The organism is Paenibacillus dendrobii (assembly GCF_009807035.1).
Taxonomy (GTDB): domain Bacteria; phylum Bacillota; class Bacilli; order Paenibacillales; family Paenibacillaceae; genus Paenibacillus_AQ; species Paenibacillus_AQ dendrobii.
On the sequence record NZ_WUBI01000002.1, the window covers coordinates 894,847 to 908,956 of the forward strand.

Below are 14,110 nucleotides of genomic sequence, written 5' to 3' on the forward strand. Positions count from 1 at the left end.
ATTCATCTGCACCTACTTTCTAATTTTAAATATGGAATTAAAGAAACTGTAGATGGCATCGCCGGCAATAAAGCCCGCCGCCAAAATACTCATTGGAGTCTCTGCTTCCTTGCCTTTTACCTTCAGTACGACGATCCGGATCAGAAGACCCGCAAGAACCGCCCAACATGCGTTTGGTGTAAGGATTAGCAAACCGGTCGCGAACATGACGCCTACCTGGCGCTTCGCTCCGCCGACCCATTGCAGGATCGCACCCGGTATCGCCCACAGCAGCAGCTTCATGGCTACATCTGGTGAAGCTCCCGCTTGAATGGTCGACACATAAACCGTATCGATCGGCGGAACCAGATTTTGCGAGAAATACGAATGATACGTTAAGGCCACGACAACGACCGCTACGCCAAAAGCAATCACGCCCGTTATATACTGCTGTCTTCTGCCGTGCCGTTCAAATTCCGGATCCTCCCCGTTACCGCGAAGGATGTATCCGGTTTTCAGATCGTAGCCCATATCTGCAAACGCCGGGCCCGTTGCGGCACTAAAGCCCGCCAGGAGAGCAAGCGCAACCGTCGGAAAACCGATCATCATGCCGAACAGCAGCGTAATGAAAGCGACGGCAAATGCCGGAAACCAGCCTGAATGCATTGCTGCAATGCCGACGATCAGCTCATGGACGAACGCGGCAAATGCGGCGAACACAAGAAATCCGATCAACATGCCAAAGGACATTTTAGTGATCAAACCGCCGATGAGCGCGATGATCAAAGCGATAATCAGATAAGCGACAAATCCAAAGCCGAGCGCGCGTCTCGCTTCGCCTTCCGAACGGGTGTAATTGCCGGCTTCTGCTTCCCGATCTTCTTTCTTCGGGCGTTTCAAGATCAGAATGGCTGCTTGTACCAAGGCAACAATACCCGCGCCGATCATGACGCCATGCGCGATATACAGCTTGTCAACGTCGATATTGAACCATGGAATCGAATATTGACGGATCAAAAGCCCGATTCCGAACATGCCCAGTGCCCAAATATTACCGATGAAAGCCACGCCGAAAGCGGACATGGAAATGTGGAAATAGGAACCGATTAGGCCTATAACGGTCCCGACGCCGAGCAGACCTGCACGTTTGCCGCCTTTATCGCCGGCAATGATCGATTCTGCTGTTGCAACGCCTGGCGCCCAGGTTCCCGATGCCGGAAACAGCTTCGAATCAAACAATTTGTACAAAAGCGCCGAATCCACGAACATCGCGAGGGCTGCGCCGATCAGCATGGGGATGATCAGCTTCGTCTCACCCATGACAAACGGAATGCCAATGGGAATGAATAGGCTGTTAGCAGCTCCGAACGTCGCGGAGGAGATCGAAGTTTGAACCAAGTTTTGACGGTGCACCGACTTGTATTTTTTGAATACTGCCATCGGTATTCTTGCGATGAGCATAGCTACAAGCGCACCGATAATCGCTGTATTTGGCGTTACGCCAAGCGTCGTTACAATCTGAATGCCGACGATCGCGCCAAGAACGCCCGTAACCACATTGAGGATCAAGCCAAATGGTTCAAATATGCTGGGGTGCTTCTCTTTTTTGCTTGCTTGTTCCACTTCTTTCTTCATTTCGCTCATCCATTTGCCTCCAATTTGTCTAAGTTGTTTTCTCTTTTTGCATTTCTTCACGACATTCAAATCGAAGACCTATAGAAGAACGACGAGGGCCGTCTGACGTAGATCCATGATTAATCTGCATGCCGATCAGCGTGTTTGTTTATAAAAGTTGGCAGCGATTAGGCCTTCTGAATCTACGGTATCGATGACCGGAATTCCTAACTCCCTTCGAATCTCGCCCGCAAACGAAATGGTTGAGAATCCCGTGCAAGCGAATACAATTGCTTTTGCACCTTGGTTTACCAGGGATCGTGCGCTTTCAAGAGCCGCTCTGCGCCCCTCTTCCGTTAACAAATCCGTCGTATTCGTTACTCCATCGGGACGGATGTAGCCGACAATCAGCTCGCCCAACAACTCTCTCATTACGGGAGGAACCCCTTCGGTAATCCCCATCAGGCCAACCGGCAGGCCAAGCGAGCGAGCAACCAGCGACGCTGAACTTCCCCCTCCGATGACCGGAATCGAAACCCGTGCGCGAAGTTCGTTTATTCCGGGATCGGCGGCACAACTGATAATAAGGATGCGGCATCCTTCTTTTTCCAACTGCACTCCTAGATCGACGATTTTGGGAATAGCCGTTTTTTCCGTTTCATCATCGTAGATGCCATACGGTTGATCGGGGATACTTCTGCTGATCACAGGAACAGCGTAATTCTCTTGAATCAATTTTCCATGCGATTGAACCACTTCATTATCTTTTGCGGTAAATACACGAATTAACCCTATCAAAGCCGATCACCCTTTCGCCCCTTTTTTATATGTTAATTTTTTATTAGTTAAGATTTTATTCTTTTACCTGTTTGGCAACAATGTACTCGCTTACCAAAACTAAAAACGCCCCCTTGTGCCGGGAGCACAAGAAGGCGCGATTAAAACTGTATATATTACACGATATGTCTTCTTTTGAGTACAACATGAACCTTCCTCTCAAGAATGATTCAGCAAATAATAAGCAGAGCACAGATACAATTCATACCGAATCTGGGCGCTGCCCAGATCGAATCCGGTGATTGTTTTGATGCGATCGATCCTGTAGTTAACCGAATTACGATGGATGTACATCCGTTTCGAGGTTTCGTTCAGACTGCCTCCTGTTGCCAAATAATGATAGAGCGTGCTCAGGTAATTGGTTCCATTTTCCTTGTCATGTTCGGCAAGCTTACCGATTTTCTCCTCAACGAACTTTCCAAGCCGCACAAGATCCGTCGTTTCCAGCAGCAGTTGAATCATCTCAACCTCTGTGTATTTGAAAAGCTGACGCCCCCGGTTTAAACGGAATCCTATCGACACAGCTGTCCTGGCTTCGTTATAACTCCGGTGTGCTTCATATAGCGAACAAGGCCGGCCAATGCCGATTCGCACCGACTCCCAAGCTGAAGCCTGTTCCTGAAGCTCTTCGCTCCAAAAAATCGGCGCATGGTTGTCACGAGCATGATTTTTCATGTGGGCAGACCTGGACGACGGCAGAAACAATACAATTCTCCCCCCGTGGATCTGAAGCTGGGAACGGACCTTGCGATCTGACGAAGCCTTGCGTATGAACGCTTGAATGTCTGCTACAATCGGGGATTCATCATTATAAAAAGGCTCATCCGCCTCAATAACGGCGACTTCCCATGACCAATCCGGAGCAAGTCCAAGCTGGCGCCCTCTTGAAGCTGTGATCCTCTCATCCGCGACCGGATTCAGAATCAGCTCTTCGAAGAACGTTCCCCGCAGCCTGGTCTCGGTATCTGCAGCAATCTTATCCCTCATTAATTCGAGTGAAAAAACCAACCGTGCCTGTTCAATCAGCATCAAGTCGAGTGCATCGAATTCACGCTTTTCCACCACGAATTTGCCTAATATTTTGTTATCTACATTCACTTCCCACTGCCGGTAATCCTTCAATGAACCCAAAGGATACCCTTCCGGGGATGAGGCCAGCACTTCGCCTGCTTTATCGATAATCCAGATAGGCGAGGAGATAAGCTCAGACACATTATCAGCAACGACCTGGATCCCTTTGTTGTTCAGCACAAGCCCGGTCAGTGCTTTGTTGACTTCCTCGGACCGCTTCAGCAGCACGGACTGTCTATTTAAAATTTGTTCCATGACATTATACGTTATATCGATATAAGCCATTCCGATAGGGAGCTGAATAATCGGCACCTGATGCTGATTGCTTTTATCAATCATTTCCTGCGGAATATGGGGGATGAATCGTTCCGGTTTAATGGCCACCCCTGCTCCATTGACTTTTGCGAGCTGTTCGATCATCTCCGTCAGAAGTGATGGGTTGTTGCGGGTTGAATAACCTGTCGTCAACACCATCTCGCCTTCCCGCAGCCAGTTTCCGATATCGGGTACCTCCCAGATGTCGACATATTGCACGATCCGGTCGAGACCCGCCTCCCCGCTGATCAACGTTGCCTGTTCCATGACAGGAAGCTTCAACATTTCTCTGACTGTAAAACCTTTCAAATCCATTTCTTCACCTCTCACGGTTCAAGGCTATCACGAATGAAGCGTTTCTTGCTGTTCCATGACCGCTTGAAACATATCTCTCTCCCATTGTACCTCAGCTTTAAGGATTCATACCACCGGGATTATTCCATGTCAGAAGCCTTAAGCCATATATGTATTTCCTATACATTCAGGCTTAACCAACCAAAAAAACAGCCGTTCTCTATTGAACGGCTTGTGGTTGAGCTGAACGGATATGATATTGACGATTCAACGGAGAATGAACCTTCCTAGAACAAATCTAACGCTGCGCGGACACTTTTTGATTCAAAGCCTCAGCCTCGTGTTCCGTGCGCTTTTTTAAGATCACTTTCCGGATGCTGTCCACGGATAAGTGATAAGTTTTCGTTAAACATTCCACCGAATGACCGCTGCAGTAGAGATTATAAATCTCTTCGTTTCTGCGTTCGATCATCTGTCTTGTGCCGCTGTTGACTCCCCAACCGACACGCTCATTGCTTTTCTTGGGAATGTAAATCAGCTCACCCTCAATATGCTTCTGAAGCTCTTTCAGCAGACTAGGGGGCAGCACATCCCTCCCGTTTCTGTAATTCACGATAAACGTCCTCCTTAGACGGATGATTGTTCCAATCTACGATTTCTGCGTTGAACATTTTATCGTTACCTCCCTTCTAGTTATGTACCATGTATTTTAAAAAGGTAATTAGGGAGGCCTATGCCGGCCTCCCTGCACTTTGCGATTTCCGCTTTAGGCGGAAACCACCTCGTAATTTGTGATCAAAACTGAATCATCTCCTTTCTTTAGGAAAGTTGTCGGCCGTCCGACACCTTTATTAACTCATATTTGGAGCTTCTCTTCAAGCGAAAGAACAAGTATAGATGTTCTTTACCTATATTTTTTTGATCATCCTCATAAAGACGTCTATGTGGCTCGCCCAAAAATCTTCGCCATTCGGGCTTTCCTGAAGCATCAATCCTGTAATGGCGGAGAAATAACATAACAGCAGGCTTACCGGCTCCCCCTCGAAAAATTCGCCCTCTTCTTGACCTTTGACAAAGATGGGAACCATTCGTCCGACTGTCTTCTCCGGGGGATGCTCTTTGATGAGTTGCTTAGCCGCTTCGGGAACATCATCCGTTATTTGAACCTGCCGGATCAACAAAAAGGACATTCGGTTCTCGGGATCAAGCATCAATCTCGTAAAAGCGGCCAGCTGTTCCGAAGGCGAGCCCGGAAGTTCATCCATCCGGTCCAGAGCAGAATCCGCTTCAGTGAGCGCTTCCTGCAGAAGCTCGGTATACAGCTCCTCCTTGGAAGAAAAATACCTGTAGGATAGTCCCTGGCTTATGCCCGCGGCGGCCGCAATCGAGCTCATCTTCGTTCCGGTAATGCCATACAGCGCAAATATCTTCAACGCCGCTTTCTTGATTTGCAATTTGCGTTCCTCATGAATCCGTTCAAGCTGATGATCGGTTAATGGCGACAAGGGCTATTTCAACTCCGTTCTTCTTGTGAATCTTCATCACTTCATTTTTCCCATGGTTCTATTGTATGGCTGCCTCCTCGGAGCTTCAAGTACCTTGTTCAGGACAGGATATGGCTGATCTGCTGCTCGCTGATTTCCCAAAGCCGAGCCGCGCTGCTCAAATCTTGAGCAGCCTTGGAAGGATTCCCGATCTTCAGGTCTTTGTAATAATTCCCGCTTTGACCTGTTAATTCGGTTGATTCCGCCAGCCACACCAGCGTCTCAGCCCCTTTTTCCGGCATACGCGAGAAAGGTTTCATGCAGGACATGGTCATTTTGGCGAGCATGCCGTTGTTCATATTAAAGCCCGTTGACACGAGTCCGGGATCAAAGCAGTTGGCGCTTATACCCGTACCCTGAAGTCGCTTGGCTAGTTCCACAGTATACAAAAGATTCGCCAGTTTCGTCTCGCCGTAACGTAAATTGGCACCTCCTAAGAATCTTTTGAACGGGCCGTATAAACGGCTGCCATCCAAATCCCCGTAGCCGATACCGTTTCTCGCCATTTTGTGGCCGTGAGAGGAAGTGAAAATAATCCTCGATTCCACGTTTTCTTTTAAACGGCTCAGCAGGAGTGTCGTGAGCAGAAAGGGGCCCAGATGATTCAAGGCCCATGTCATCTCCACATGGTCTTCACTCCAGTATCTGCGATCATAAAAGGCACCAGCGTTATTGATCAGCACATCGATGCGCGGGCAAGCCTCGAGGATTTCTTCCGCAACCGTCCGTACCGAATGCATTGAGCTCATATCCGCGATGAAAATATCGATGTGTGCATGGCTGAGTCCACTTTCCAGCCGTATTCGCGCAGCGCATGCCTCAGCTTTGTCTTTATTCCGGGCAATGAGTCCCAGCCTCGCTCCGTTCTTGGCTAGCGCATGTGCCGCTGCAAGCCCAATGCCATTGGTTGCCCCTGTCATAAGCACATATTTATTCCGAATCGTCCAAGGTAAAGAAGCCGTCGTTTCTTCGAGAATATCCAACATATTGTTTTTCCTCCTCATTTTGAATGAACCATTCATTCATTATTAAAATCAATATATTCCGTTTTTTTCCTTTTGTCAACAAACTAAACACATTGATTAATAAAAACACGATAAAAAAAGAACTGTCTTGTACAAGACAGTTCTTTCATTTGGTTTCGATCAGGCCTACCAACCCGTGGCCGCTATATCCTCATGCATATTTTGCAAATATTCCGGTACAGGACCTTCATGCATCAGCCACAGCTCATGCAGTGCACGCGTGCAACCTACATACATCAGCTTGGCATCCCATGCCGAGGCGCCGTAATGCTGCGGATCTGCGTCCGCCACAATGACCGCATCGAACTCCAGACCTTTCGAGAGGTATACCGGCAGAACCGAAAGGCCTCCCTCGTAAGCCTGTTTCTTGCCGTCAATGAGATGAAGTTCCGGCACGTCCGGCAGCAGCTGTTCGTACAGCTCATTCGCGTCCTTAAGATTTCTCGTCAAAATGGCAACCGTGCGGTATTCTCCAGAGGACAGCTTGTGCATCCCTTGGCGGAGATCCTCCAGCCTCTTCTGCGCTTGACCGCCGTAAGGAATCATTCGTACCGGATTTCCGCTCCGAAACACCGGCACCGCAAGAAGATCGCTGTTCACGCCCTTTTCCAGGATGCGGTTTGCGAACTCAATGATTTCCATCGTCGATCGGTAACTTCGGGTAAGAGCAAAGTAAGCCGTCTGCTTCGCCGCAAACAACGAACTCAACTCTTCCCAGTCGTGAACTCCCTTGTATGCATGAATTCCCTGGGAGAGATCCCCGAGAATGGTAAAGGAATGCCCTTTGACAAACAGATCCAGCACGGCAACCTGGAAAGGAGAAAAATCCTGCGCTTCGTCAATGACGATGTGGTCGAACCGCTGTTCACTCGAGATATCATTCAACAGATAATGGATATACAGAAGTGCCGGCAGATCTTCTTCACGGATCACGTCTTTCTTCAAATCCTTTTGGGTGGATTTCAACACGCCATCCGGAATACCCTCAAGCAGTTCTTCTGGCCATCCTGCCTGCAGCTTCAAAGCTTTGAACATTTGCTTATACAGAACCAAAGGCTCGTATTTAGGCCATTTGCCAGCATAGGATTTCTCTCGCTGCGATGCCTTCTTCTTCCGCTCCTTGAGCGCTGCCGCCGAAGGCGATTTCTTCAGCTCCATCTCGACCCAGCGATGAATCCTTGCCATGACACGCTCTTTGCGCTTCGCCAGAGGATAAGGTTTGTACTCCTCGTTGAACCAGTGAAGAATCATGCTTCGCTTCAGCACGGCCCCTTCCCACGGCATAAAGTCCGCTTCAGGTACCGAAGCACCCTCCATGGATTCCAGGCAACTGCGGATCATATTCATGAATCCGATGGAGCCTTTAAACCGGCCAGGTACCTCGTCATTCACTTCGGGCATCCCACCCTCCGACTCGAACCAGTAATCCAGCGTCTCAGACGCGTCCGCAAGCGGAAGCCCGAGATCAAGCAGCTTCAAAGCCCAGTCGGCAAAAGTGTTCTGCTGGATGTCGCCCACGCCGAGCTCGGGCAGAACATCCGAAATATAATCGAGGAACATATGGTTGGGCGCGAAAATAATCATTTTCTCAGCCGTCACCTGCTCCTTATACTGATACAGCAAATAGGCCAGACGGTGCAGTGCCACGGTCGTCTTACCGCTGCCCGCTACCCCCTGGATGATGAGCGCCGTATTTTTCGCTGCACGGATGATTTTGTCTTGCTCCGCCTGAATCGTGGATACGATATCGCGCAGCTTGTTGTCCTTGTTCTCGCCGAGCCGGTACACCAAGAATTCATCCGATACGGCCGGCTGATCGCTATTGCGGTCATATGTATCGGATACCCGTTCCAAGATCTGTTTCCGGATGACCAGATTGCGCTTCAGGTACACCAGCCCTTCTATCGTCCCCTCAGGTGCTTCATACGCTGCCGGATCGTCGCCCCCGGTGAAAGAATAAAATACGCTGGCAATTGGCGCCCGCCAGTCGATCACCATCGGCTGATCCCCGACTTCCTCATGATCGACCCCGATTTTTCCGATGTAAAGCGGTTTGGGGGTTTTGTCCCTATCCCCTTGAAAATCAAGCCTTCCGAAATATGGCGCCGTCAGACTTTTGGCCAGCGACTGCCTTTTCTCTTCACGCCCAGCCTCCAGCACCTGCTCCGTAAAGTCATGTCCTGTATAGACCTCGATTCCGCGCAAGCGATCCAGCTGTTTATCAATTTCCGCTATCGTCGCATTCAGCCTCTGTTCTTCCTCTTGATAGGCACTTTGAAAAGTTTGCTCCAATTTCAGTTACCTCCTAAAAGTTTTGGAGACCGCTTCAAAGCTTTTGACAAAACATACGTTTCGCCAAATTAATCTCTGAATCGTCCCTACCCTGGTAAGCTGATGCTTAGTCGTGAGCTTTAAGCCCGCTTAGAAAGGATTTTCAGTATATCACACTGAAGAAGTATTCACCATAGACCGTTTTGAAAAACGGTTTTGAAAACAGCACCATTCGGAAACTTGCCCAGAGCCCATTTTTCATTGGAAAAACATCTGCTGCAATCAAGCCCGAATGGACCTCACGGCTCTGCCTTCCCCCCACCCTGCGCATCCTTCCGGACAGGCTGCTGCTTCGCATACCGGTCTGACAGATTCATCCATTGAATGATATAGTCGTATTCCAGCTTGTATCTCTGAATATCTCGGACGGGCTTCAAGGTCCTGATGAATACCGCCTCGCCGTCTAAGAAGCCTTTCTTGCCTGGAATAAACAGCACATCATCATTGATAAAAGACCCTGTCGGCAAATAATACCGCATGCCCACGATGTTATGTTCGACATTGAGCAGGTCATGTCCAAAAGTGGCCAGCCCTTCCTTGTCAGGCTTCATGCCCATAATATTGGCCAAGGTCGGCAAAATATCGATTTGTCCGCCTGACTGACGGATGATCTTGCCCTGCTGCTGCCCCGGAAGATGGATGATAAGCGGTACATTGTAGGTACTGATCTGCTTATGGTAGGGGACACCCAGCCATTCACTGATGGCTTCGGGCTGGTGGTATTTTTTATGGAGTCCAAAATGATCGCCATACACGACCAGCACACTTTTGTCCCATAAGCCGGTTTCTTTCAGCCTGCGGATAAAGGTACCTAGAGCATGATCTGCATAATTGACCGCGGTAAGATAATCCCCTAACCTCCGGTCCTTAATATCCTGGGGCAGGCTAAGCCGTCTATGCTCCTTCGGGATTGTAAAGGGAGCATGGCTGGAGACCGTTATGAACTGGCTGTAAAACTTTTCGTGACAGGCATCGGAGGCTACCATCTTGTCAATGCCTACCCGGAACAGCTCCTCATCAGAAGCGCCGAACCGGTTAAAGCTCTCGCGGCGGAAAAACGCTTTATCGTAATACGCGTCAAAGCCCAAAGCGGGATACAGCTGATTCCGGTTCCAAAAGGTGACGTCGTTCACATGAAACGTATTTGCACGATAACCGCGGTTTCGCAGGATTCGCGCCAGACTCATGATTTTACGGTCTCCATACTGGGAGGATGACGGAAACATTCCCGGGGGATACATCGATGTGTTACTCAGAAATTCGGCATCCGACGTATTACCGATTCCGATTTGTTGAAATACGTGCGGAAAATAAAGACTTTCCTTGGATAATTGATTCATCGCAGGTGTTAGCGGTTGGCCTTGTAGAGCTGCATTCATAAGGAAATTCTGAAAGGACTCGAGCTGTACAACGATCAAATGGCAGCCTGCAGCCGCCCCGAAGTATGCTCTACGTTGATCAGGCGGCTCATGAAAAGGATAGATTCGATTAAGCTCATTCCGCGCAGCGACAACGGAGTTTCGGGTGGCGCTCTGCTTACTGGATGCAGGGGGAATGCCCTTCGTTTGATGATGCCATAGCCCCACGATCAATCCGATACCCGCCACTAGAATGAAGATTTTAATCACTAAAATACGGGATTCATATCGATGCATACGCTGTAAAGTCCGCTCCTCTGATTCGTATGACGGATATTATGCCCCATTTGCGCGTGTATTCAACACATTTTGTCATGGTTTAAAAGATGCGAAAAACCATCCCACGGCAGCCGCCGCGGGATGGTTGTATGAATCATATTACCTTGCGCTAAGCCGCCAGTCCCCAACGGTCCACACGTCGGTGGCCCAGCCCTTATAAAAGTCGGGTTCATGGGAAACCAGCAGAACAGTTCCTTTGAACTCCATCAGTCCTTTTTTCAGCGCCTCCTTGGCCCTTACATCGAGATGATTGGTTGGTTCATCCAGAACCAGCAAGTGGCTCGGGGTAAGCATCAGTTCCGACAATCGCACCTTAGCCTGCTCGCCCCCACTAAGCGTCCGGATCGACTTGCGAATATGCTCAGAGGTAAGACCTGACATGGCAAGTACTTTCCGAATATCCTTTTGCGTTAAATCCGGCCGCAGCGCCCATACTTTTTCCATCGGCGTTTCTGCCGGCGCAGTGTCCTCCTGCCTGTAATAAGCGGTTTTGACTTGGTCCGGAGCAATCAATTCACCGCCAAGCGGATTAATGAGGCCCAGCAAGGTGTTCACCAGCGTCGATTTCCCTGCTCCATTCTCACCGACGATCGCAATTTTATCGCCTCTTCGCACCTTAAGGGATACGGGTTGAAAAAGCGGGCTGTCATATCCGACAATCAGCTGCTTCGTCTCAAAAACCGCTGCCCCTGCCGTGGCGCCCGGAATTGAAAATAGGAACCGCGGTTCGGGTCCATCCGTGGGTTTCTCCACACGAACAATCCGGCTTAACATTTTCTCGCGGCTTTTGGCTTGCTTGGCTTTACGAATGCGGTTTTTATCGATAAAGGCTTCGAGCTTCTCAATCTCTTTGCTCTGCTTTTCATAGGCGGTTTGCTGCTGCACCTGGCCTAGTGCCAGTTCCTTTTTGAAGTATGCGTAGTTCCCGGCATAACGCTTGATATTCTGATGGGCCAAATGAAAAATAACCGTCGTAATCTCGTTCAAAAAATGTTCATCATGGGAAACCACCATAAAAGCATGCCTGTATCGTTTGAGATAATCCGTCAGCCATTCAATGTGTACCGAATCCAGATAGTTGGTTGGTTCATCCAGCAGGAGCACCTGCGGCTCTTCAAGCAGCAGTTTTGCCAACAGCAGTTTCGTTTTTTGCCCGCCGCTGAGCAGACTGACATCTTTTTCGAGTCCGATTTCTGTGATGCCAAGGCCGGAAGCGATATCTTCAATTTTGGAGGAGACCAGATAGAACTCGTGATGCTCAAGCGCCGCCTGAATCTCTCCGTATTTTCGCAAAAGAGCATCCAGATCAGCACCCTCATCCGCCATCCGCTCCGCGATATCGTTCATTTCCTTTTCCATCGCAAACAGTTGCGAAAATGCCCGTTCGAGGTATTGCCTTATGGTGGTTCCTGCCTGCAGACCGATATGCTGCTCCAGAAACCCGACCTGTATTTGCGATGCCCATTCGATTTTGCCTGCGTCCGGCAGCAGACTGCCGGTTAGCAAGCGGAATAAGGTTGATTTGCCCGCTCCATTAGCACCGACCAACCCGGCATGTTCTCCAGGCAGCAAGCGGAAATTCATATGTGCAAACGTCAGCTGATCGCCATACATATGCGTCAGATCCGTTACTTGTAAAATACTCATGATTATTACTCTCCTTTTGGTTTCATCTCATGTAAAAGTGAAGGCCATCCGGAGAATCAGCAGCTATGAAATTAGAATGTTGGTGTGTATATGCTTCTCTTACCTTTTACGGGCAACAAAAAACGGGTAAGGCGAACACACCTTACCCGTTGATGCTATAGCAGAGTAAGAAAGGATTCGGATCATATCAACTGTTCTCGAGATGGCTTAAAAAAGGGCAGACTTCTCCCGCTTTAAGACAATTCTCTTCTAAGAACAGTAGATAATATTTCCATTTCCTTTCCACCTCATGTCGTCAAATTTTTATAGATAGTTACGCCAAACATTATAAAAGAGTACAATGCTCTTTGTCAATATCCCCAGCAATCTCAAGTTGACTCAAGCGGTAATAGCCGGAAGGCGTCCAGTCTGTGGACGATAAAGAAAACCGGTCAAAGCTGCAGTAGGCGGACAAACCGCCAGGTATGATCACCCGGATCATTCCCGTTCCGTATTCCGGATGCTGCCTATGCCTGATCCGTATTCCCGGCCTCCATTCAGTAGAGATCATTGAGCCGGGAGATGCAACGATTTGCTCCATCTCCCGCATCCACACGGCGGCGTGCTGCAGCTGGTCTGCCAGCTGCGGAAAACCTGCAATGGGCGTCGTACCCTTTCCAACGTTTTTCTTGCCGTTCCTCTTTGAGAACCGGGATGCTTTTGGAGCGTTGTTATGCTTCTCTATCACTGTCGAGTTCGCTCCTATACCGTTAATTCGACTATTCCCCTTTAGCCCGGTAAAACGCTTTGTTCTCCAAGGCTCTTACCGGCGTAGTCCAATTCTCCGTGTTTGGCATCATGGAAATGGCATCCTCCGCAGCCTGCAGTTTGGCATCCATCTGGTCGATCAGATGCAGTGCGAGCGCTTCAGGAATTTGCGGCTGGACGGTGCTGCCCCATTCCGGCAAATTATGATGTGCCAAAATCATATGCTGCAGCAGCACGATTTTTTCCGAGTTTACATCCATGCCATGGGTAATCGCAGCTTCGGTGATCCAGCTTGCAGCAAGCGGGATATGTCCGATCAGCTTACCGGTAAAGCTATACTCGCTCACAATGCCAAGCTCAGCCGTCAACTCTTCCGTCTTGGCGATATCATGCAGGATGATGCCGGCAACGAGCAGATCCCTGTTCAGAAATGGGCGCTGTTTGCATACGAATTCGGCCAGCTCCAGCATGCGGACCATATGGTAAGCCAGGCCTGCGTAGAACGCATGATGCATGCCTTTCGCTGCCGGATAATGCATCAGCTTATCTCCAACTTTCCCAAAGCAGTGTTCAATAATGACCTGCAGCTCCACATCGTCAATGCTTGAAGCGGCCGTTTTGATCGTGTATACGAGATCATTGGGCGGTACGGGAGCCGCACGTACAAAATCCGTAATATTAAATCCGTCTTCATCCGTCGCCGGACGAATTTTATTGATCTTGAACTGCAGGCGATCGCGGTACAGTTGTACCACACCACGCACCTTGACCAGCATCGGCGCAAAAAAGGCTTCCTTATCCACCGATGAAGCGTCCCAAAACTTGGCCGAGATTTCCCCGCTGGTGTCCGCAAGAATGAGATCCAGATAGTCCTTAGGCGGCGTAGAATTCGTCTGCTTCACCAATGCAGATTTCAATAGATAATGTCCTGTAACTTCCTGTCCTTCTGTAAATGATTGTATGAGTGTCATGTCATTCCTCCTCTCCCAAACTTATAACACTCCAAGAA

Annotated in this window: 11 protein-coding genes; all 11 read right to left on the minus strand. The window is 49.2% G+C overall.

The features are described 5' to 3' along the window. Window positions 1-12 precede the first annotated feature (12 nt). The 11 genes from GRF59_RS17800 to GRF59_RS17850 all read right to left on the minus strand — a co-directional run bounded on the left by GRF59_RS17800 (window position 13) and on the right by GRF59_RS17850 (window position 14,072). Window positions 13-1,623 (minus strand): OPT/YSL family transporter, encoded by a 1,611-nt coding sequence (locus GRF59_RS17800; protein WP_160499020.1) that lies wholly within the window; start codon window positions 1,621-1,623, stop codon window positions 13-15. 126 nt (window positions 1,624-1,749) lie between these two features. Continuing rightward, complete coding sequence (locus GRF59_RS17805; RefSeq protein WP_160499021.1) at window positions 1,750-2,391, minus strand: aspartate/glutamate racemase family protein; 642 nt, start codon at window positions 2,389-2,391, stop codon at window positions 1,750-1,752. 198 nt (window positions 2,392-2,589) lie between these two features. Next, on the minus strand, window positions 2,590-4,146 hold the full coding sequence (locus GRF59_RS17810; protein ID WP_341480097.1) for a PucR family transcriptional regulator: 1,557 nt from the start codon (window positions 4,144-4,146) through the stop codon (window positions 2,590-2,592). Window positions 4,147-4,408: 262 nt separating this feature from the next. Further along, window positions 4,409-4,723: a CD3324 family protein gene (locus tag GRF59_RS17815; protein WP_160499023.1), complete on the minus strand. Its 315-nt coding sequence runs from the start codon at window positions 4,721-4,723 to the stop codon at window positions 4,409-4,411. 295 nt (window positions 4,724-5,018) lie between these two features. Next, a complete protein-coding gene (locus GRF59_RS17820) occupies window positions 5,019-5,615 on the minus strand; it encodes a TetR/AcrR family transcriptional regulator (protein WP_160499024.1) in 597 nt (198 codons plus the stop codon). Window positions 5,616-5,713: 98 nt separating this feature from the next. After that, the gene (locus GRF59_RS17825) at window positions 5,714-6,640 is read right to left on the minus strand and encodes an SDR family NAD(P)-dependent oxidoreductase (RefSeq protein WP_160499025.1); all 927 of its coding nucleotides are present in this window, start codon (window positions 6,638-6,640) and stop codon (window positions 5,714-5,716) included. A gap of 165 nt (window positions 6,641-6,805) precedes the next feature. Further along, window positions 6,806-8,971 carry a HelD family protein gene (locus GRF59_RS17830; RefSeq protein ID WP_160499026.1) on the minus strand — a complete coding sequence of 722 codons (2,166 nt, stop codon included), beginning with the start codon at window positions 8,969-8,971 and terminating at the stop codon, window positions 6,806-6,808. 278 nt (window positions 8,972-9,249) lie between these two features. Beyond that, entirely contained in the window at window positions 9,250-10,665 is a 1,416-nt protein-coding gene (locus tag GRF59_RS17835; protein WP_160499027.1) for an LTA synthase family protein, read from the minus strand. Between the two features lie 141 nt (window positions 10,666-10,806). Further along, the gene (locus GRF59_RS17840) at window positions 10,807-12,354 is read right to left on the minus strand and encodes an ABC-F family ATP-binding cassette domain-containing protein (RefSeq protein ID WP_160499028.1); all 1,548 of its coding nucleotides are present in this window, start codon (window positions 12,352-12,354) and stop codon (window positions 10,807-10,809) included. 325 nt (window positions 12,355-12,679) lie between these two features. Then, complete coding sequence (locus GRF59_RS17845) at window positions 12,680-13,081, minus strand: hypothetical protein (RefSeq protein ID WP_160499029.1); 402 nt, start codon at window positions 13,079-13,081, stop codon at window positions 12,680-12,682. A 31-nt stretch (window positions 13,082-13,112) separates the two neighbouring features. Beyond that, on the minus strand, window positions 13,113-14,072 hold the full coding sequence (locus tag GRF59_RS17850) for a 3'-5' exoribonuclease YhaM family protein (protein ID WP_160499030.1): 960 nt from the start codon (window positions 14,070-14,072) through the stop codon (window positions 13,113-13,115). Between the last annotated feature and the right edge of the window lie 38 nt (window positions 14,073-14,110).

Excerpts from the sequence above, each read along its gene's own strand:
- GRF59_RS17825 (WP_160499025.1), bottom strand. The coding sequence starts at position 6,640 with ATGTTGGATATTCTCGAAGAAACGACGGCTTCTTTACCTTGGACGATT.
- GRF59_RS17840 (WP_160499028.1), bottom strand. The coding sequence starts at position 12,354 with ATGAGTATTTTACAAGTAACGGATCTGACGCATATGTATGGCGATCAG.
- GRF59_RS17850 (WP_160499030.1), bottom strand. The coding sequence starts at position 14,072 with ATGACACTCATACAATCATTTACAGAAGGACAGGAAGTTACAGGACAT.
- GRF59_RS17835 (WP_160499027.1), bottom strand. The coding sequence starts at position 10,665 with ATGCATCGATATGAATCCCGTATTTTAGTGATTAAAATCTTCATTCTA.
- GRF59_RS17800 (WP_160499020.1), bottom strand. The coding sequence starts at position 1,623 with ATGAGCGAAATGAAGAAAGAAGTGGAACAAGCAAGCAAAAAAGAGAAG.